The organism is Paracidovorax anthurii, assembly GCF_003269065.1.
Taxonomy (GTDB): Bacteria; Pseudomonadota; Gammaproteobacteria; order Burkholderiales; family Burkholderiaceae_C; genus Paracidovorax; species Paracidovorax anthurii.
This window is the reverse complement of sequence record NZ_QLTA01000074.1, coordinates 1-19,432: the sequence shown is the minus strand read 5'-3', so window position 1 is coordinate 19,432 and position 19,432 is coordinate 1. Positions and strand designations below refer to the sequence as shown.

14 protein-coding genes, 1 pseudogene and 2 riboswitches are annotated in these 19,432 nt (G+C 65.4%); of the genes and pseudogenes, 9 read left to right on the top strand and 6 right to left on the bottom strand.

What is annotated here, in order from left to right:
* Together AX018_RS22825 and AX018_RS22820 are read right to left on the bottom strand one after the other, a co-directional pair.
* Positions 1-312 (bottom strand): transposase (locus tag AX018_RS22825; protein WP_211322509.1); only part of this gene is annotated, 312 nt, incomplete at its 3' end.
* 41 nt (positions 313-353) lie between these two features.
* Positions 354-671: pseudogene (locus AX018_RS22820) on the bottom strand (isocitrate lyase/phosphoenolpyruvate mutase family protein); the annotation flags it as partial.
* Positions 672-1,477: 806 nt separating this feature from the next.
* Here AX018_RS22820 and AX018_RS22815 point away from each other — a divergent pair.
* The 3 genes from AX018_RS22815 to AX018_RS22805 all read left to right on the top strand — a co-directional run bounded on the left by AX018_RS22815 (position 1,478) and on the right by AX018_RS22805 (position 4,280).
* On the top strand, positions 1,478-2,470 hold the full coding sequence (locus AX018_RS22815; RefSeq protein WP_111882273.1) for an ABC transporter substrate-binding protein: 993 nt from the start codon (positions 1,478-1,480) through the stop codon (positions 2,468-2,470).
* A gap of 117 nt (positions 2,471-2,587) precedes the next feature.
* Complete coding sequence (locus AX018_RS22810; protein WP_111882271.1) at positions 2,588-3,472, top strand: ABC transporter permease; 885 nt, start codon at positions 2,588-2,590, stop codon at positions 3,470-3,472.
* 13 nt (positions 3,473-3,485) lie between these two features.
* Positions 3,486-4,280, top strand: coding sequence for an ABC transporter ATP-binding protein (locus AX018_RS22805; RefSeq protein ID WP_111882268.1), 795 nt, complete (start codon positions 3,486-3,488; stop codon positions 4,278-4,280).
* A gap of 91 nt (positions 4,281-4,371) precedes the next feature.
* On the opposite strand, the gene AX018_RS22800 is transcribed toward AX018_RS22805, so the two are convergent.
* Positions 4,372-4,830, bottom strand: coding sequence for an Lrp/AsnC family transcriptional regulator (locus tag AX018_RS22800; protein ID WP_111882265.1), 459 nt, complete (start codon positions 4,828-4,830; stop codon positions 4,372-4,374).
* A 240-nt stretch (positions 4,831-5,070) separates the two neighbouring features.
* Positions 5,071-5,169: riboswitch (glycine riboswitch) on the top strand.
* Positions 5,170-5,188: 19 nt separating this feature from the next.
* Positions 5,189-5,318: riboswitch (glycine riboswitch) on the top strand.
* Between the two features lie 57 nt (positions 5,319-5,375).
* Between AX018_RS22800 and gcvT the strand changes: the two genes are divergently transcribed.
* The 5 genes from gcvT (at position 5,376) to AX018_RS22775 (ending at position 13,114) form a co-directional block, all read left to right on the top strand.
* Positions 5,376-6,512: a glycine cleavage system aminomethyltransferase GcvT gene (gcvT, locus tag AX018_RS22795; protein WP_111882276.1), complete on the top strand. Its 1,137-nt coding sequence runs from the start codon at positions 5,376-5,378 to the stop codon at positions 6,510-6,512.
* 109 nt (positions 6,513-6,621) lie between these two features.
* Positions 6,622-6,996 (top strand): glycine cleavage system protein GcvH, encoded by a 375-nt coding sequence (gene gcvH / locus AX018_RS22790; protein ID WP_013594541.1) that lies wholly within the window; start codon positions 6,622-6,624, stop codon positions 6,994-6,996.
* A 94-nt stretch (positions 6,997-7,090) separates the two neighbouring features.
* Entirely contained in the window at positions 7,091-10,063 is a 2,973-nt protein-coding gene (gcvP, locus tag AX018_RS22785; protein ID WP_111882263.1) for an aminomethyl-transferring glycine dehydrogenase, read from the top strand.
* A gap of 115 nt (positions 10,064-10,178) precedes the next feature.
* Positions 10,179-12,425 (top strand): PAS domain-containing hybrid sensor histidine kinase/response regulator, encoded by a 2,247-nt coding sequence (locus AX018_RS22780; protein WP_111882260.1) that lies wholly within the window; start codon positions 10,179-10,181, stop codon positions 12,423-12,425.
* 5 nt (positions 12,426-12,430) lie between these two features.
* Complete coding sequence (locus AX018_RS22775) at positions 12,431-13,114, top strand: RluA family pseudouridine synthase (protein WP_111882257.1); 684 nt, start codon at positions 12,431-12,433, stop codon at positions 13,112-13,114.
* Positions 13,115-13,370: 256 nt separating this feature from the next.
* Here the strand turns inward: AX018_RS22775 and AX018_RS24975 are convergent, their stop codons facing one another.
* From AX018_RS24975 to AX018_RS22765, 3 genes are all read right to left on the bottom strand, one after another.
* Positions 13,371-13,655, bottom strand: coding sequence for a hypothetical protein (locus tag AX018_RS24975; protein ID WP_146749411.1), 285 nt, complete (start codon positions 13,653-13,655; stop codon positions 13,371-13,373).
* Between the two features lie 379 nt (positions 13,656-14,034).
* Positions 14,035-16,557, bottom strand: coding sequence for an Ig-like domain repeat protein (locus AX018_RS22770; RefSeq protein ID WP_111882255.1), 2,523 nt, complete (start codon positions 16,555-16,557; stop codon positions 14,035-14,037).
* Between the two features lie 12 nt (positions 16,558-16,569).
* Positions 16,570-18,369 carry a DUF6531 domain-containing protein gene (locus AX018_RS22765; RefSeq protein ID WP_170146329.1) on the bottom strand — a complete coding sequence of 600 codons (1,800 nt, stop codon included), beginning with the start codon at positions 18,367-18,369 and terminating at the stop codon, positions 16,570-16,572.
* Positions 18,370-18,403: 34 nt separating this feature from the next.
* Between AX018_RS22765 and AX018_RS25345 the strand changes: the two genes are divergently transcribed.
* Positions 18,404-18,604, top strand: a complete 201-nt coding sequence (locus tag AX018_RS25345) for a hypothetical protein (RefSeq protein ID WP_170146328.1) — start codon at positions 18,404-18,406, stop codon at positions 18,602-18,604.
* The last annotated feature ends 828 nt before the right edge of the window (positions 18,605-19,432 follow it).

Here is a 19,432-nt window from a genome sequence, read left to right as displayed (position 1 = left end):
CTTCTGGCGTCGGCACACCGTGCTGAAGTCCGGCACCGGCCAGTCCAGCTTGGCCAGCCGCAGCAGGCTGTCCACCATGCCCAGCGCCTGCCGCAGGGGCTGGCCGAACAGGCACTTGATGCTCAAGCAAAACTGGATGGCTGCGTCCGAGAACGTCGGGCTGCGCCCGCGCTTGCCGTTCGGCTTGCCAAGCCACTGCATGCCTTCATCCAGCCACATCGTCAACGATCCTCGCGCCTTCAGCGCTGCGTTGTAGGCTTTCCAGTTCGTCGTGCGGTACTTGGTCCGCCTCTCGCTCTTTGCTTCCGTCACGCCTTCAGTCTACCGGTGTGGCCGGGGTGATTTGTGCAACAAAGCCTGTTGAAGTTGCCATATCCCGTGTCGCCGTCCAGCAGCACGGGCAGATCGGTGCTGTCGGTCATGAATTCCACCACCTCCAGCGTCTGGGTCCAGGATGCCTCGTTGGCATCGCGCACGCCCAGCGAAGCGGAGATCGACAGGCCCGATGCCCAGATCCCCTTGAAGCCGGCCTCCGCCACGATGCGCGCGGACAGCCCGTTGTGCGCCTCCATGAGAAATCCCGTTTGCGGGCCGGAGATGAGGGCACGCAGTTTGGAAGCCAGTACCTCATCGCGACGTTGCAACGCGTTGCGCTCGATTGCCAGAGTCATTTCGCCTCCTTCGGCTGTTGGAACCGCTATCCGACCGGCAGACAGCTGCCGCCATGCAGGACGCAGCCCATCCCGCAATGAAACATCAGCTCGGCCCTGCGCCTCGCCAAGTCGTCTCAACCACAAAAGCGTTGCAATAATATTTCAATTTCTTGAAATTCCTCATTACGGAATTTCTCACTATTCATAACGTTAGCACTTGCCAGGGGAGGGAACCTATCCGGGCTTCCAGACTCGCGCACTTCAACCCCATAACTTATTGATTTACATATATTCCAAGCGATCTACGTGGAAGTTTCGAGGGGCTTTCGGAAGCACTGATACACCCTGAATACGATAAAAATGACCTGAAAACCCGACCCACAGACCCGTGCTGGAGCCTCCAAAATTTCACGACCCAGCAGTAACTTTCTGAACTAATTCAGTTTTTTTTGCCCTTATAGATCAGGAAAGCAAGAAAGTTGCGCAATCCAGTGAAATTCGATGGACTGACCCGGCGCCGGGCAAGCAGACCCCGCGATCGCGCGAACCCGGATCCGGGCGCCGAACACGCGCCGCAGAACCAGCGAACCGGCGGCCCGCCACGGGGATTCCGCACCGCCGCGCTGCGCCATCGGGGCACGCGTGCGAGCCCGCGGGCGACACAGTCGCTAGACTCCCGGGCTCCAGGCAGCGGCCTCCGTCCCTGCACGCGCCTGGTCCATCTCTGCAGGGACGATCACACCGGCGGGCCGCCTTCGGGCCGCCCGTGCACACCACCGCCCATGGCGCGCCCCGCGCGGCCGGGCGGACAGGAAATTTCGAGCATGAAGCATTCGTTTGGCGCGCCCTGGGGCGCTCTCGCGCTGGCCGTGGCGGCTGTCGTCGCCGGCACCCCGTCGGCCGTCCTGGCCCAGCAGGCCTCCACCCCCAAGTCCGTGGCCGTGACGGCCATCGTCGAGCACCCGGCGCTGGACTCGATCCGCGACGGCGTGAAGGCCAGCCTGAAGGCCGCCGGCTACGAGGAGGGCAAGACGCTCAAGTGGCAATACCAGAGCGCCCAGGGCAACACCGGCACGGCCGCGCAGATCGCGCGCAAGTTCGTGGGTGACCAGCCCGATGCCATCGTGGCCATCGCCACGCCCTCCGCGCAGGCCGTGGTGGCCGCCACCAAGAGCGTGCCGGTGGTGTTCTCCGCCGTGACCGACCCGGTGGCCGCCAAGCTGGTGGCGAACTGGGAGCCCTCCAAAACCAACGTGACCGGCGTGTCCGACGTGCTCGCGCTCGACAAGCAGATGGAACTGGTCCGGCAGGTGGTGCCCGGCGCCAAGCGCGTGGGCGTGGTCTACAACCCCGGCGAGGCGAACTCCGCCGTGGTGGTGAAGGAGCTCAAGACCCTGCTGCCCAAGCTGGGCATGACGCTGGTGGAGGCCGCCGCGCCGCGCTCGGTGGACGTGGGCGCCGCCGCGCGCAGCCTCGTGGGCAAGGCCGACGTGATCTACACCGGCACCGACAACAACGTAGTCTCGGCCTACGAGGCGCTGGTGAAGGTGGGCCAGGAGGCCAAGCTGCCGCTGGTGGCTGCCGACACCGACAGCGTGAAGCGCGGCGCCATCGCCGCCTACGGCATCAATTACCGCGACCTGGGCGAGCAGACGGGCCGCATGGTGGTGCGCATCCTCAAGGGCGAGAAGCCCGGCGACATCAAGCCAGAGATCAGCACGAAGATGGAGCTCTTCGTGAACCCCGGCGCCGCCGAGAAACAGGGCGTGAAGCTGTCCGACGCGCTGGTGAAGTCGGCCGCGCAGGTCGTCCGCTGACGCCCGGGGGGCGCACGCGCCCCCTCCCCGCCCTCGCCATCCCCCTGCCCGCGGGCCGCCGCGGCGCGGTGGCGGCGAGGGCGCTTTCCTCCCTCCACGCCGTTTTTACGCCGCGCCATGTCCCTGTTCTCCTTCCTGGGCGCCATCGAGATCGGGCTGATCTTCAGCCTCGTCGCGCTGGGCGTCTTCATCTCGTTCCGCCTGCTGCGCTTTCCCGACCTGACGGTGGACGGCAGCTTCCCGCTGGGCGGCGCCGTCTGCGCCGTGCTGATCGCGGGCGGCCACGGCCCGGCCGTGGCCACGGTGGCCGCAACGGCCGCGGGCGCGGCAGCGGGCCTCGTCACGGGCTGGCTCAACGTGCGCCTGAAGATCATGGACCTGCTCGCCAGCATCCTGATGATGATCGCGCTCTATTCGATCAACCTGCGCATCATGGGCGGGCCCAACGTGCCCCTCATCACCGAGCCCACGCTGTTCACGCAGCTCCAGCCGGGGGGCATGGCCGACTACGTCGCGCGGCCGCTGCTGCTGGCCGTGATGATCGTGGCGGCCAAGCTGTTCATGGACTGGTTCTTCGCCACCGAGAAAGGCCTGGCGATCCGCGCCACGGGCTCGAACGCGCGCATGGCGCGCGCCCAGGGCGTGAACACCGGCGCGATGGTGCTGCTGGGCATGGCGGTATCGAACGCGCTGGTGGCGCTGGCCGGCGCGCTCTTCGCGCAGACCCAGGGCGGCGCCGACATCTCGATGGGCATCGGCACCATCGTGATCGGGCTGGCGGCTGTGATCGTGGGCGAGAGCCTCCTGCCCTCGCGGCGGCTGGCCTGGGCCACGCTGGCGGTGATCGTGGGCGCGATCGTGTACCGCTTCTTCATCGCGGCGGCGCTCAACAGCGATTTCATCGGCCTGAAGGCGCAGGACCTGAACCTCGTCACGGCCGTGCTGGTGACCATCGCGCTGGTGATCCCGCAGCTCCGGCGCAAGCGGGCCTCGCGCCGCTGAAAGGACACGCACCATGCTGAGCGCACAAGACCTGCACATCACCTTCAACCCCGGCACACCGATCGAGACGCGCGCGCTGCGCGGCATGTCGCTGGACATTCCGGCCGGGCAGTTCGTCACCGTCATCGGCTCCAACGGGGCCGGCAAATCCACCTTCCTCAACGCCATCTCAGGCGACCTGGGCGTGGACGCGGGCCGCATCGCCATCGACGGCGAGGACGTCACGCGCCTGCCCGTGTGGGAGCGCGCGCCGCGCGTGGCGCGCGTCTTCCAGGACCCCATGGCCGGCACCTGCGAAGACCTCACCATCGAGGAGAACATGGCGCTGGCCCGCCAGCGCGGCGCGGGCCGGGGCCTGCGCGGCGCCGTGAAGGCGGCCGACCGCGCCCTCTTCCGCGAGCGGCTCGCCACGCTGGGGCTGGGGCTGGAGAACCGCCTGGCGGACCGCATCGGCCTGCTCTCGGGCGGGCAGCGGCAGGCCGTGAGCCTGCTCATGGCCGCGCTGCAGCCCTCGCGCATCCTGCTGCTGGACGAACACACCGCCGCCCTCGACCCGCGCACGGCCGACTTCGTGCTGCAGCTCACCGCGCGCATCGTGGCCGAGAGCCGGCTCACGGCGATGATGGTCACGCACAGCATGCGGCAGGCGCTGGACGTGGGCGACCGCACGGTGATGCTGCACCAGGGCCAGGTGGTGCTGGACGTGTCGGGCGAGGAGCGCAGCCGCCTGGACGTGCCCGACCTGCTGCGCATGTTCGAGACGGTGCGCGGCGAGAAGCTGGCGGACGACGCGCTGCTGCTCGGCTGAGCCTCCTCAACGCCAGATGCTATCCATTTAATAGCAAACAACATAGCAAATACGGCGACATGGAGCCTTCCCGGCTCCCCAAAGGCCCGATTCAGTCCGTGCGCAGCGGCAGATCGGCCCTCTTGAGCGTGCGTAGCACGAAGCTGGAGCGGCTGTGGCGGATGCCCTTGATGCGGTAGAGCTTCTCGCGCAGCAGGCGCTCGTAGTCGCGCGTGTCCTTGACCACCACGCGCAGCAGGTAGTCGTAGTCGCCCGAGACGAGGTGCGCCTCGACCACCTCGGGGATGCTGGCCAGGGTTTCGCCGAACTTCTCCAGCGTGTTGTCGGAATGGCTGTCGAGCGTGACCTGCACGAGCACCGTGTCGGCCAGGTCCAGCGCCTGGGCATTGAGGCGCACGGTGTAGCCCTCGATCACGCCGGCCTCCTCCATCTTGCGGATGCGGCCCCAGCAGGGCGAGGGGCTCAGGCCCACGGCGTGGCCGATCTCCTGCAGGCTCGCGCGCGCGTCGGCCTGCAGGACGGCCAGGATTCTTCGGTCGATGCGGTCCATGGATGCATTGTGCGCGTGGCCGCGCGGCGGCAGAAGAATTTTCTGCAGCAGCGCCCATTCCCCGCAAATTCAAAAAATCCATCGGCGCCCCGCCCCGCATACTTTCCGCCACAGGACGCCCTTACCCGGGCGCACGCAACGGGCAAGGCCCCGGCCGGTTACCGCCGGCCGGGGTGCTTGGCACCCGGATCGGAAAACATCCGCGCGAACGACCCCGCCCCCCGCGCGCTGCCGTTAGAATCCGCCCCGTCAGGAGAGAGCGCCGCGCCCGCAACGGGCCGCCGGCGCCGCCGAAGGCGCAGGGGATTCCCGAACGCTCAGGCAAAAGGACTGGCAAGGCGCCCGCAGGGATGCGGGCGTTCCCCCGGCTGGAGAGAGGCCCGCCCCGTGCGGGTCCACCGAAGGAGCAAGCCCCACCCGGGCGCCGCGATGTCCGCGAGCGCCCAGGCGGCGTGAATCTCTCAGGTAAAGCGGACAGCGGGCAGATCGCGTGGCGCACCGATGGCGCCGCGCGTGCCCCATTGCCCTTGCCCGAAAGCCCGCCCATGTCCGCCGACGCCTCCCCCTCCGCCCTGCTTTCCACGCCCCTGCACGCGCTGCATCTCGAACTCGGCGCCCGCATGGTGCCCTTCGCGGGCTATTCCATGCCCGTGCAGTACCCCGCCGGCCTGATGGCCGAGCACCTGCACACGCGGCAGGCCGCCGGGCTGTTCGACGTCTCGCACATGGGCCAGTTGCGCCTCGTGGGCGCCGACGCCGCCGCCGCGTTCGAGACCCTGGTGCCCGTGGACGTGATCGGCCTCGGCGTCGGAAAACAACGCTACGGCCTGTTGCTGAACGACGCGGGCGGCATCATCGACGACCTGATGTTCGTGAACCGGGGCGACGACCTGTTCGTGATCGTCAACGGCGCCTGCAAGGCCGGCGACATCGCCCACATCCAGGCGCGCATCGGCCACCGCTGCGAGGTGGTGCCGATGCCCGAACAGGCCCTGCTGGCGCTGCAGGGCCCGCAGGCCGCCACGGCGCTGGCACGCCTCGCGCCCGCCACCGCCGCGCTGGTGTTCATGACCGGCGGGCGCTTCGAGATCGCCGGCTGCGACTGCTTCGTGACCCGCAGCGGCTACACGGGCGAGGACGGCTTCGAGATCTCCGTGCCCGCCTCCCAGGCCGAGGCGCTGGCCCGCGCGCTGCTGGCGCAGCCCGAGGTGAAGCCCATCGGCCTGGGCGCGCGCAATTCCCTCAGGCTCGAAGCGGGCCTGTGCCTCTACGGCAACGACATCGACACCACCACCACACCGCCCGAGGCCGCGCTGAACTGGGCCATCCAGAAGGTGCGCCGCACGGGCGGCGCGCGCGCGGGGGGCTTCCCTGGCGCGGACCGGGTGCTGGCGCAGATCGACGACCCAGCCCGGCTCGCGCGCCGCCGCGTGGGCCTCGTCGCCCGCGAGCGCGTGCCGGTGCGCGAGCACACCGCCCTGCAGAGCCCCGAGGGCGCGGCCATCGGCGAGGTGACCAGCGGCCTGCTGGGCCCGAGCGTGAACCAGCCCATCGCGATGGGCTACGTCGCCCCGGCGTTCGCCGAACTCGGCACCGTGGTGCACGCCATCGTGCGCGGCAAGGCCGTGCCGATGGAAGTGTGCGCCCTGCCCTTCCTGCCGCCGCGCTACCACCGCGGCTGAAAAAGGCCGCGGCCCGCGGCTACAGTCGCCATTCCCTGCCGAGGGATTTCTTTTCTTCCCTGTTTTCGTCCGCCCCGGCGGACACCCACTTTCTCATCCAGGAGCCCCCATGACCATCCAGTATTCCCGCGACCACGAGTGGATCAACGCCGCCGATGCCGGCGCCGCCGTCGTCGGCATCACCGTCCATGCGCAGGACGCGCTGGGCGACGTGGTGTTCGTCGACCTGCCCGAGGTGGGCAAGACCTTCGCGCAGGGCGAGGTGGCCGGCGTCGTCGAATCGGTGAAGGCCGCCGCCGACGTGTACATGCCCGTGTCCGGCGAGATCGTGGAGGTGAACGAGGAGTTGCGCGCCGACCCCGCGCTCGCCAACTCCGACCCGCTGGGCGCGGGCTGGTTCTTCAAGGTGCGCCTCTCCGACCCGTCGCAGCTCGCATCGCTGATGGACGAGACGACCTACACCGAGTTCGCCAAGAACAGCTGAGCCCCGCGCCGGTGCGCGGCGCTCCGCCCGACGCCGCGCACCCTTTTCATTTTTCCTTTCCCTCCTTCCCCGCCCGCTGAACGGGACCCTCCCCATGCCGACGCCCACCTTCCCGCCGCTTGGCGCGCTTGAAAACGCCGCCGAATTCCAGCCCCGCCACATCGGCATCGATGCCGCGGACGAACAGCGCATGCTCTCGGCCATCGGCGAGGCCTCGCGCGCGGCGCTGGTGGAGAGCATCGTGCCGCGCTCCATCGCCCGCACCGCGCCGATGGAGCTGCCGCCCGCCACGACCGAGGCGGCGGCGCTGGCGGAGCTGAAGGCCATCGCGTCGAAGAACCGCGTGCTCAAGAGCTTCATCGGCCAGGGCTACCACGGCACCCACACGCCCGGCGTGATCCTGCGCAATATCCTGGAGAACCCCGCCTGGTACACGGCCTACACGCCCTACCAGGCCGAGATCTCGCAGGGCCGCATGGAGGCGCTGGTCAACTTCCAGACCCTGGTGTGCGACCTCACCGGCATGCCGATCGCCAACGCCTCGATGCTCGACGAGGCCACGGCCGCCGCCGAGGCCATGACGCTCGCCAAGCGCTCGGTCAAATCGAAGAGCCAGACCCTGGTGGTCTCGGGCGACACGCACCCGCAGACCATCGAGGTGATCCGCACGCGCGCCGAGCCGCTGGGCATCGCGGTGGTGGTCGCGAACTCCGAGGCCGAATGGAACGCGGCGCTGGAGGGCGACCTCTTCGCCGCCGTCATCCAGTACCCCGCCAGCAGCGGCTGGCTGGCCGACTGGCGCGCCGACGTGCAGAAAATCCACGGCAAACAGGCCGCGGCCATCGTGTGCGCCGACCTGCTCGCGCTCACCCTGCTCGTGCCGCCCGGCGAATGGGACGCGGACATCGTCGTGGGCAACACGCAGCGCCTGGGCATGCCCATGGGCGCGGGCGGCCCGCACGCGGCCTTCATGGCCTGCCGCGACGAGTTCAAGCGCTCGCTGCCCGGCCGCCTCGTGGGCGTGAGCGTGGATACGCACGGCCAGCCCGCCTACCGCCTCGCGCTGCAGACGCGCGAGCAGCACATCCGCCGCGAGAAGGCCACCTCCAACATCTGCACCGCGCAGGTGCTGCCCGCCGTGGTGGCGAGCATGTACGCGGTCTACCACGGCCCCGAGGGCCTGACGCGCATCGCGCAGCGCGTGGCGAGCTACACGGCCATCCTGGCGAAGGGCCTTGCGGCGCTGGGCCACACCGCGCGCCACCACGATTCGGCCTTCGACACGCTGTGCCTGCACACGAAGGAGCAGACCCGCGCGCTGCTGGCACGCGCCCTGGAGCGCGGCGCCAACCTGCGCGTGGCCTGGGACGACTACCTCTGCATCTCGCTGGACGAGACCACCACGCGCGCCGACATCAAGCTGCTCTGGTCCGTCTTCGCCGCCGAAGGGCAGACACTGCCGCGCGTGGAAGATTTCGAGGCCGGCGTGGAGCCGCTCATTCCCGCCGCGCTGCGCCGCACGAGCAGCTTCCTCACGCACCCGGTGTTCAACACCCACCATTCCGAGACCGGCATGCTGCGCTACATCCGCCAGCTCTCCGACAAGGACCTCGCGCTCGACCGTAGCATGATCCCGCTGGGCAGCTGCACGATGAAGCTCAACGCCACGAGCGAGATGATCCCCATCACTTGGCCCGAATTCGCGCAGGTGCACCCGTTCGCGCCGGCCGACCAGCTCGAAGGCTACCGCCTGCTCGACGAACAATTGCGCGCCTGGCTGTGCGAGGCCACGGGCTATGCCGGCATCAGCCTGCAGCCCAATGCGGGCTCGCAGGGCGAATACGCGGGCCTGCTGGCCATCCGCGCATGGCACAAGGCACAGGGCCAGGGCCACCGCAACATCTGCCTCATCCCCAGCAGCGCCCACGGCACCAACCCGGCCAGTGCGCAGATGGTGGGCATGCAGGTGGTGGTGACGGCCTGCGACGCCAGCGGCAACGTGGACCTTCAGGACCTGCGCGCCAAGTGCGAGCAGCATGCCGAGAAACTGGCCTGCGTGATGATCACCTACCCCAGCACGCACGGCGTGTTCGAGACCCAGGTGAAGGAACTCTGCGCCCTCGTGCACCAGCACGGCGGCCGCGTGTACGTGGATGGCGCCAACATGAACGCCATGGTCGGCGTGGCCGCGCCCGGCGCCTTCGGCGGCGACGTGAGCCACCTGAACCTGCACAAGACCTTCTGCATCCCGCACGGCGGCGGCGGCCCGGGCGTGGGCCCCGTGTGCGTGGTGGAGGACCTCATTCCCTATCTGCCGGGCCATGCGACAGCCTCGGCACAGGGCGCGCTTGAGCCAGCGCCGGGCCGCCCCAAGCTGGCGAAGGCCCCCTCGGGGGGCAGCGAACCACACGCAGTGGGGAGCGTGGGGGCGGTGAGTTCGGCCCCTTTGGGCAACGCGGCCGTGCTGCCGATCAGCTGGATGTACATCCGCATGATGGGCGCGGACGGCCTGCGCGCCGCGACCGAGACGGCCATCCTCTCGGCCAACTACATCAGCGCCTGCCTCAAGGAGCATTACCCCACGCTCTACGCGAGCGCCAACGGCCACGTGGCCCACGAATGCATCCTGGACCTGCGCGGCTTCAAGGAGACCAGCGGCGTGATGGCCGAGGACGTGGCCAAGCGCCTCATCGACTACGGTTTCCACGCGCCCACGCTCTCGTTCCCCGTGCCCAACACGCTCATGGTGGAGCCCACCGAGAGCGAGACGCTGGCCGAGCTGGACCGCTTCATCGACGCGATGATCGCCATCCGCGAGGAGATCCGCCGCATCGAGCAGGGCGAATGGCCGCAGGACGACAACCCGCTCAAGAACGCCCCGCACACGGCGCACCAGTTGCTGTCGGGCGAATGGCAGCACCCCTACCCGCGCGAGACCGCGGCCTACCCGGTCGCCGCGCTGCGCCACGGCAAATACTGGGCGCCCGTGGGCCGCGTGGACAACGTGTACGGTGACCGCAACCTCTTCTGCAGCTGCGTGCCCGTGGCCGAGCTGGCACAGGACTGAGCCCGGGGCACCCGCCCGGCATGGCCGGGCCGGCGGGCGTACACTGGCGCCCTCCCGCACGGCGCCGCCGCTGCCCCCCCACGCGCCGCTGCGGCGTGAACCGCCCGAGCCGCCCATGAGCCGCCCCGACCTGTCCTTCCTTTTGCCGCCCGATCCGGATGGCTCCCCGGCGCCATCGGGCGCTCCTGCGGCTGGCGGCATGGATCCGGCACCCGCGCCGGAGGGCTCCACCGGCGAATCGCCGCGCCGGCACGCGGACCGCCCGCAGGGCCCCGTGGCGGCCCTGATCGCCGAACTGCGGGCCTACCAGGCCGAGCTGGAAGTGCAGAACAAGGTGCTGCGCTACAGCCAGGCCGCCGCCGAAAGCGCCTCCGAGCGGTTCGAGACGCTGTTCGCCAGCGTGCCGCTCGCGCTCATGGTGCTCGACGAGCACGACATGGTGGTGCAGGCCAATTCCATGGCGCACCGCTGGTTCCAGCCCGTCGAGACCGACCGGCCGCTCACCTCGCTGATGCCCTTCGTGAGCGCGGAAGACGCGCAACGCGTGCGCGCCACATTCGATCAGGCGCGCGAGCAGGGGCACAGCGAGGCCAGCGAGGTCGTCTTCCCCATCGGCTCGGAGGGCGCCGGCATCACCGGCGACCTCTACATCGCGCGCATCGAGGCGCCGCAGGAAGGCGGCGCGCCGGCGCAGTGGCAGTTCCTCTGCGCGGTGGTGGACCAGGGCCCGCTGGTGGCCGAGCGCCGCGCGCTGCAGCAGAGCGCCGAGGCCCTGCAGCAGCGCAACGCCCAGCTCCACGACAGCGAGCGGCGCCTGGAGGCCGTCATCAACTCCGCGCTCGACGCCATCATCTGCGTCGATCAGCACCAGCACATCACCGTGTTCAACCCCACGGCCGCCGCGCTCTTCCAGTGCTCCACGGCCGACGCGCTGGGCAGCCCCCTCGACCGCTTCCTGCCCGACGCCGCGCAGGCCCTGGCCTTCGCGCAGCTCGCCACGCAGGCCGTGCTGGGCGAGATGCTCGCGCTCACGGCCAGCGGCAAGGAGCTGGCCGTGGAGGTGAGCGTGTCGTTCGAGCGGCATGCCGAGGGCGAGACCACCACCGTGTTCGCGCGCGACCTCACCGGCCGCAAGAAGGCCGAGGCCCACCGCAGCGAGCTGGAGGCGCAGCTGCGCGAATCGCACAAGATGCAGGCCGTGGGCACCATGGCCGGCGGCATCGCGCACGACTTCAACAACATCCTGAGCGCCATCCTCGGCAACGTGGAACTCGCCAAGGCCGATTGCCCGGCCGACTCGCCCGCGCTGGAGAGCCTGCGCGAGATCGAGAAGGCCGGCCGGCGCGCGCGCGACCTGGTGCGGCAGATCCTCACCTTCAGCCGCAACGAGCCCCCGAAGCGCACGGCCGTCTCCGTCGCGGAAGCGGTGCACGACACCGAGCGCCTGCTGCGCGTGACCCTGCCGCCGGCGATCGAGCTGCGCACGCACGTCGATGCAGCGCTGCCGCCGATGCTGGCCGACGCCACCCAGGTGGAGCAGGCCCTGCTCAACCTCTGCACCAACGCCATCCATGCCATCGGCGAGGCACGCGGCGCGGTGCGCGTGGAGGCCTCCGCCGTGCAGCCCGACCACCGCCTGTGCGAACGCCTCGCGCTGCCGGAGGGCACGTACATCGCCATCACCGTGGCCGACAACGGCCCGGGCATGGACGCGGCCACGCAGCAGCGCATCTTCGAGCCGTTCTTCACCACCAAGCCCGTGGGCCAGGGCACCGGCCTGGGCCTGGCCGTGGTGCACGGCGTGACGCGCACCCACGGCGGCGCGGTGGATGTGCAGAGCACCCCCGGCGAGGGCAGCCGCTTCACGCTGTACTTCCCCGTGGCGACCGCCGAGGCCGCCGGTCCGGCCCCGCAGCCCCAGAAGGCCGGCGCCCCGCCACCTTCCGCCACGCCGGCCGCGCCCGCGCCGCAGGCATCGGCCGGCCGGCAGCACCACGTGATGTACGTGGACGACGACCAGGCCCTGGTCTTCCTCGTGCAGCGGCTGCTGCGGCGCCGGGGCTACCGCGTGAGCGGCTTCACCGACCCGCACGAGGCCACCGGGGCGCTGCGCGCCGACCCCATGGGCTACGACCTCGTGGTGACCGACTACAACATGCCCGGCTACTGCGGCGTGGACCTCGTGCGCGAGGCCCGGCGCATCCGCGCGGACCTGCCCGTGGCCCTGGCCTCGGGCCACGTGACCGCCGAGATCGAGCGCGACGCGCTCGCGGAAGGCGCCAACGCGCTGATCCACAAGCCCAACGACGTGGACGAGCTGTGCGCCACCGTGCACCGCCTGCTGCACGGCGAGCAGCCCTGACCCCCATGCCCGCACCGGAGCCCGAGGCTGCCGGCGCGCCGCCCGCGTGCCTGTTCGCCGACGACGACCTGATCGTGCTCGCCAAGCCCGCCGGCCTGCTCTGCGTGCCCGGGCGCGGCCCCGACAAGCAGGACTGCCTGAGCGCCCGCGCGGCGCGGCACTGGCCCGGCGCCTGCGTGGTGCACCGGCTCGACCAGGCCACATCGGGCATCGTGGTGATGGCCCGCCACGCCCCGGCCCAGCGGGCGCTGGGCGATGCCTTCGCCGGCCGCCGGGTGCACAAGCAGTACGTGGCGGTGGTGGACGGTGATGAAGCCGATGCCGGGGATGGCGGCCCGGACTGGCGCGAGATCGACCTGCCCATCGCGGCCGACTGGGAGCGCCGCCCGCTGCGCGTCATCGACGCCACGGCGGGCAAACCCAGCCTCACCCGCTGGAAGCCCGTGGCGCGGGAACCCGGGTTCGCGGGGCCCGCCCTGCGCGTGCTGCTGGAGCCGGTCACCGGCCGCACGCACCAGTTGCGCGTGCACATGGCGGCCATCGGCCACCCCATCCTGGGCGACGCGCTCTACGCCCCTGCCGCCGCGCAGGCCCGGGCACCCCGGCTGCTGCTGCATGCGGCCCGCATCGCGTTCGCCCATCCGCGCACGGGCGAGCCGCTGGCCTTCGAATCACGGCCCCCGTTCTGAAGGGACTTCCTGCGGCTTCCGCTGCAGTCGTGCCGAACGGCTCGCTTTTCCAACGCCAGCGCACCGTATTGGCTTTATCAACCACCACCCGTGGTGTATTCAAGTGGTCCGCATGGATGTAGAAGATCTGAGAGAGATTAACGATCTTCCCAAGAGCCTGGCGGAATCGCCAAACGCCCTGGAACTTTGGAATATCGATTTACCCTTTTATGTGGAATTTTCTAATTTCTCGCAAAGTCTTCATTAAAACTCATATTCACTTTCGAATCGCCGAAATCAAACCCCAAGCTACTGAAATAGTAGGTATCACAGCACACACTGCTATAGGAATCTTTTGCAGCAGAGGGGCCTTCGGCATAAGTCTCAAAGCAGTTATAAAAAGCAAAACTGCGATTACCTGCAAAACTATCCATTCCATGGGTGTACCTCCATGAAAATAGTTACCAACACCAGTGAACAATATAATGCAGTGAAAAACAATCGAAGCCAAAAAATAGATGCCGATAGTTATTCGCCTTTTGATGAGAGCTACTTTTTGCATCTGCAAGACTCCTTATCTACGTGACGGTTCGCTAAGTATCTCGCGACCATCGAAGGATTACTTATCAAGATCGCTTCTGCCCTATCCTGAGCACTAAAAACCTCGCCTCCAGTAATTCGTTCGATCACATTATCGACCCCAAATTCATACCATTTCTGATTGAAATGCGCCATTTCATGAAGTATTGTTACGAGCAATTCGGTGACTTCACTATCATCTAAACACTCAAGGTACTTTGAATCCACTGCAATACTTTTGCTGAAGAAGCTAGTTTTTCCTGCTTTACCTTTCTGACTCAACGTCCTTACGCCAGATGGGATTTTTGAATTCGGCATCATTGCAATCGCCGCAGAATATGCATTATCAATGTCTGCTTGCGTCAGCCCGAAGGGATCAATGAATGCCAGAGGATTACCCCCCACGTAAGCATAGGTACTGTTTCCCCTCTGCAACCCAATCGGATCACTCTGAGCATACCTGGTGCATAATCCCAATTCCAGTTGTGATGAATCCCTGACTCCACGTCATAGTACTGACCAGGAAAGCGCAGGTTGAAAACGAAATCGGCTTGCCCTGCAGGGCTGGTCTCCGCTGCCGTAGTCCCGAACGGCTCGCTCATCCAACGCCAGCGCACCGTATTGGCTTTATCAACCACCACCCGTGGTGTATTCAAGTGGTCCGCATGGATGTAGAAAATCTGCGGAGCTGCCGTGGAAGCATTGGCTCCCATGGCGGCATCGGGAGTGAAGACGGCCAATGGCATATCTCCGAGCCAAACGATCTCGCGAATCGGATTGCCTGAACCGTCGTACTCCCCCAGCATATGGCCTTCAGCGTCATATGCAAAAACCGTCGTGCCACTTGCCGTGCCATTGCTCTTTCGCACCCGCAGACCGTTGTTGTCATAGGTATAACTAGTGCTGCCCTGGGCGTTCGTTACCTTGGCCAACCGTCCCCTCAAGTCGTATTGCAGCGTGAAGCTGCCATCCGACGTCGTATTGCCTGCTGCGTCATAGGTCAGCGTGACCGGCGGTTTATCTATCGAAGCAAGCTGGTTGCTTTTGGATTTCAGGTTGTACCAACTCGGCACGCCATTGTTGACGGTCACGTTGATACGATTGCCGTTGCCGTCATACATGTAAGTCCATCCCCCTTGGGTGGTACTCACCTGTATCAATCTGCCGGCGTTGTTATAGCTGAATTGCTGATCCAACTGGTTTGCCACTGAACCACTGGTGGCACCCGACGCTGCCCGATAGTGGGTGTAGGCGGTAATACGGCCTGCACCGTCGTAAGACACGTCTCGCAAATACTCACCCAGCGGATAACGTACCAAGCGGCCATTGGTATCCATCACCCTGCTATGGGCGGCCAAGCCATTGTTCGTTACCCAATTCCAGCTTTGCGCCGCTCCGAAAGGTGCATAGCGCAATCCGGTGACGAGGGGTGTCGCCGAGCTGGAGGCGTCTTTGCTGAGACTTACTGCACTCGGCAGCCCACCCGCGTATCCGATGCTCAGTTTGCGGCCAGACGGATAAGTCATGCCCGTCAGATTGCCCGCCGCGTCGTATTCGTAAAACGTGGATAGGACAACGGCTTTCGGATTGGTGGCCGAGTTCGGGTTGAGCGTCTGCTGGGCCTTCGTCACACGCCCTTGGGCGTTGTAGGCGTAGGTGGTGGCCCCCTCCGGGAAACTGATCGTGGTCAAGCGCCCGATGCCGTTCGTGAAATTGCCGCCCGTTTGGTCGTAGAGCCAAGCGTAGCTCTGGTTGGGTTGTCCAGCCTGGCTGAAGGTACTGCTGCTCAGCCGATTGATGGCGTCGTAGGTGTTGGTGGTCAGCACGCCGCGGCTGTCCGTGCTGGTGAGCAGGTTGCCCGCTTCGTCGTAGCTCAGGTTGGTGGTGCCTGTGTCAGGACTGCGCTGCTGCTTGACCTGGCCTAGTCCATCACGGTCGTACTGTGTAGTCGCCCCTATCCCATCCAAAACAGAGCTGACTTGGTTGCCACTGCTGTAGCTGATCACCGTATTGTTGCCAGACGGGTCGGTGACGGTTTTTGGCCGCCCCAGAGCATCGTAGGCAGTATTGGTTGTCAACGCCAAGTCTGGAATATCAGGTGCTTGTGTCGCAACCGTCGGGTTGCCTTGTGCGTCATAAGCCTGGCTCACCACAGGTGCAGGCGAAACGGGCGGACTGGGAAGTGCAATCGGTGCACTGGCAACGGTGAAAGACAGCACATTGGAGCTGCTGGCCGAGACCGTTGCGTTGCCAGCATAGCTGGCGCTCAGAGCATGCGAGCCGGCCGTGGCAAAGCTAGATTTCAACGTCGCGACGCCGGCGCTCAGAGTGGCCGTGCCCAAGGAGGCGGTGCCGTCTTTGAAGGTAACGGTTCCGGTGGCGGTGGATGGGTTGATGGTGGCCCGCAGGGTGACGGCTTCGTTGGCGACGCTGCTCGTTGGGGTGGCACTCAATACGAGCGTGCTGGCGGTGGTGTTTGCCTTGACCGTGAGCTGTTTGGCTGCGGAGGTGCTGGTAGCGTAGGTACTGCTGCCTGCATATACCGCAGTCAGGTTCTGGGTACCCACCGCGGTGAACGCTGCAGACAGGCTCGCTACGCCCGTGCTGTTCAATGTGGCCGTGCCCACACTCGTGTTCCCGTTCATGAAGCGGACCGTGCCCCTGGCTGCACTCGGCTTGACGGTGGCAGTCAGCGTGGTGGATTGGCCTGCGGTGATTGTGGACGAGGCTAGCGCCAGATCGGTAGTGGTTTTGGTCTGCGCTTGTGCCTGGGTGCACCAAGGCACGAGACAGCAGCACAGGACGAAAAACAAATGGCGCAAAAATGGCCGGGCGTCAAAAAGAGCGGCTTTATTCGCCAAAGCCGGCTTCATGGATACAAACATGGGGGTGATCTCTTATTCCAAGCCGGCGGTCTTTTGCAAGCGGCCTACAGCGTCGTACATACGGGTGATCTGGCGGCTCAGAACGCCTGCAGGATCTTTGGTTTGTTGGGCGATACGGTTGCCGGCGTTGTCCAGCGTGTAATCGACCCGGTTGCCCAGGTTGTCCACCACCGCAGTCAGGCGGTGTGCCGCGTCATATTCGAAGCCCGTCCAACTGGCGTCGGGCCTCGTGGCGCGGGTCATCTGGCCCATGGCATCGTAGGTATAGGTGGTGCTCTGCCCTGCCACCGTAGTGCTCAGCAGGCGCTGGCGTGCATCGTAGGTGTTTGCCGTGATAACGCCGTTCGGGTCGGTGATCTGGGTTATCTGGCCTGCGCCGTTGTAGCTGTACTGGGTGGTGTGACCCAGCGGGTTGGCGACCTTGGTGGTATTGCCGAGATTGTCGTAGTCATAGGTCCAGACCTTGCCCCGCGCGTCGGTCATGCTTGCAACCAAACCCTGGCTGTTATAACTCCAACGGACGGTACGGCTGGTATTGCCAACGGTATCGGTAATGGTCTCACTGAGCTTATTGCCTGAAGCGTCATAGGTGTACGCAGTGGTACGCCCAGCCTCGGTGATGAGCACGGGCAGATGCCACGAAGGGTGCCACTGCGTTTGCGTGGTTTGGGCCAAGGTGGTTCCTGCTGCACGGGTGGTTCTGAGCAGCAACCGGCGTGACACATCCCACTCGAAGGTGGTTTTGTTGCCGAGGAAGTCGGTTTCCACCGTGGGCAGATTGAAGTCATCGGTGAAACTGCGGCTGGCGACGGTGCCGCCTTCAAATGGGCCGCTGGCCCGCAATACGCGTACCGTGCCGTCTCCTCCCTGGTAAGTCCAAGTCTGCAGGCTGCCGCGTGGGTCGGTGGCCTGGACGCTGCTTTGGAACACGGCCGCGTCGACAGCGCCAGTGGTCAGGCTGCCACTGCTCGCGCTGCTGCTGGTGGGATATGTGATGCCGTAGCTGAGCACACCGCCAGCATGGCTGGTGGAAGTGGCCCGGCCATCGGCGTCATAGCCGAAGGTCGCGTAACGCTGGCCGCTTTCGTCATTGATACCGGTCAGCGCATCGGGATACTGGGTGTTCTCGTAGAGGTACGTCTTGCTGCGGTTATCCGGGTACTGCACGCCGATGGGGCGACCCGTGCTGTGCAGGGTATACGCAATAGTCTGGCCGGCAGGGGTGGTGACGCCCGTGAGATGGCCTTGAGCGTCGTAGAGGAACTGCAGCTTGCGGCCAAAGGCATTGGTGACTTGGGTCAGGGCACCGTTGGTATAGCTGAGCGCCATGACCCAACCGTTGCGCAGCCCCATGCTGACGAGCGCGTTGTTGCTGTCGAACTGCCAATATGCATCGTCCTCCAACCGCGTGACACGCCAGCCGGCAGTATTTTGCTGCAGGCGATATTCACCGCTATCGTTGGTCCAGGGGTCCGTGATAGTACTGCGGGTGAATAGGGCCAAGGTGCCGCTGCCGAATTGCGCGGTACGCTGCAAATCGCCGCCAATCAACTGAGTCGCATAATTGTGAGACCAATAATTACCCAAACCAGCAGGCACCTGACCGCCACCACTGCGATATGTGCGAATGAAGTTCAGCGGATGAGTGCCTTGATCCTGCCAATCAGTTTCGACTTGAATCTTGCTACCAGAAACAGGGGCAATAGGATTGCCCAATAAACTTCCAGGGTCGGGCCTGCAGATAGGGATATCGGTAACATTGATATTCGTTTCCGCAGTGGTGTTATAGCAATCTGAGCAAACGGCGGTCAAGTGAGCGACAGTGGGACGGCGCGGCGGAATAAAAGTGAAGCTGAACCGCCCATTAATGTCCGTCGTCCCCCTGATTGAGCCACTTCCAGGAACAGAGACAGTAACGGCTTTATCTTTGCTTGGCGCACCGTTCTCCATCACCGTAACAGCCATCGATAGTGATGGACCTGCAGGCAAGACTTTTGTGGCACTGGGGCCATCGAAGCCGATGACAAAACTACTTATGCAAACCTGATAGTCAGAAGCATAAACCGGACTGACTGGAGGGCAAACACATGCCGAACTATCTTCGCTTACCCGAAGATTTGAATATAGTCCATAAGGATATTGACCGCCGGGGCATCCAGCACGGACTTCTATGTCTTCGGCATGTATATGTTCCGACGTATAAAACTTGCACCACATCTGGTTTGAAAGCTCACCAGCCACCAATTCATACGATTCATACCGATCGTATGGACCATGGGCCGCTGCCTCATTTTGCAACGCAACATGTTGCTCACAAACTTCGGCCGGCGTTCCGAAACTATTAAGCCCACCGCTCCACAGGGGAGCCGGAGGCCCAGCCGCAATACACAATGGCGAAACCAGAGAAACACCCAAGAGGAATATGCATCCCCTTACCTTCCTGAATTGCAACCTCAAAAACCTCATCAGCACCAAGAAAAATACATTCATGATTATTTTACAAACTTGTTTTGTTAGTTTTTAGTTGGGTGCCGTTTTTTATATGCAGCTCATCTCAGTTATCCATTGCGCTGCGCGCCACCCGCAGGACATGAAACAGGCGCCTAATGGCGGGCGCAGCGTCCGGCACCGAGGTCGGTTCGTACTTGGTGCTTCGAGCCCGTATCTCAGTTGGACCCGCGGCCTCACGAGCACCCCAGACTGTTGCCCTGAGCCTTCGGTTCTTGAGCACGCATTTCAGACTTCGATGACGTGGGCCGCACGCCGATGGCGCCGCGAACAGGAGGTTGTCATGGAAGTGATCTACCCGCGCTGCGCGGGATTGGATGTGCACAAGCAAACGGTGGTGGCTTGCGCACGCATTGCCGGTGATGGA

Bases quoted from the DNA above. Each gene is read 5' to 3' on its own strand.
- AX018_RS22775 (WP_111882257.1), top strand. From the start codon at position 12,431: ATGCCCGCACCGGAGCCCGAGGCTGCCGGCGCGCCGCCCGCGTGCCTG.
- gcvH (WP_013594541.1), top strand. From the start codon at position 6,622: ATGACCATCCAGTATTCCCGCGACCACGAGTGGATCAACGCCGCCGAT.
- AX018_RS22780 (WP_111882260.1), top strand. From the start codon at position 10,179: ATGAGCCGCCCCGACCTGTCCTTCCTTTTGCCGCCCGATCCGGATGGC.
- gcvP (WP_111882263.1), top strand. From the start codon at position 7,091: ATGCCGACGCCCACCTTCCCGCCGCTTGGCGCGCTTGAAAACGCCGCC.
- AX018_RS22815 (WP_111882273.1), top strand. From the start codon at position 1,478: ATGAAGCATTCGTTTGGCGCGCCCTGGGGCGCTCTCGCGCTGGCCGTG.
- AX018_RS22810 (WP_111882271.1), top strand. From the start codon at position 2,588: ATGTCCCTGTTCTCCTTCCTGGGCGCCATCGAGATCGGGCTGATCTTC.
- gcvT (WP_111882276.1), top strand. From the start codon at position 5,376: ATGTCCGCCGACGCCTCCCCCTCCGCCCTGCTTTCCACGCCCCTGCAC.
- AX018_RS22800 (WP_111882265.1), bottom strand. From the start codon at position 4,830: ATGGACCGCATCGACCGAAGAATCCTGGCCGTCCTGCAGGCCGACGCG.
- AX018_RS22770 (WP_111882255.1), bottom strand. From the start codon at position 16,557: ATGTTTGTATCCATGAAGCCGGCTTTGGCGAATAAAGCCGCTCTTTTT.
- AX018_RS22805 (WP_111882268.1), top strand. From the start codon at position 3,486: ATGCTGAGCGCACAAGACCTGCACATCACCTTCAACCCCGGCACACCG.
- AX018_RS24975 (WP_146749411.1), bottom strand. From the start codon at position 13,655: ATGCAAAAAGTAGCTCTCATCAAAAGGCGAATAACTATCGGCATCTAT.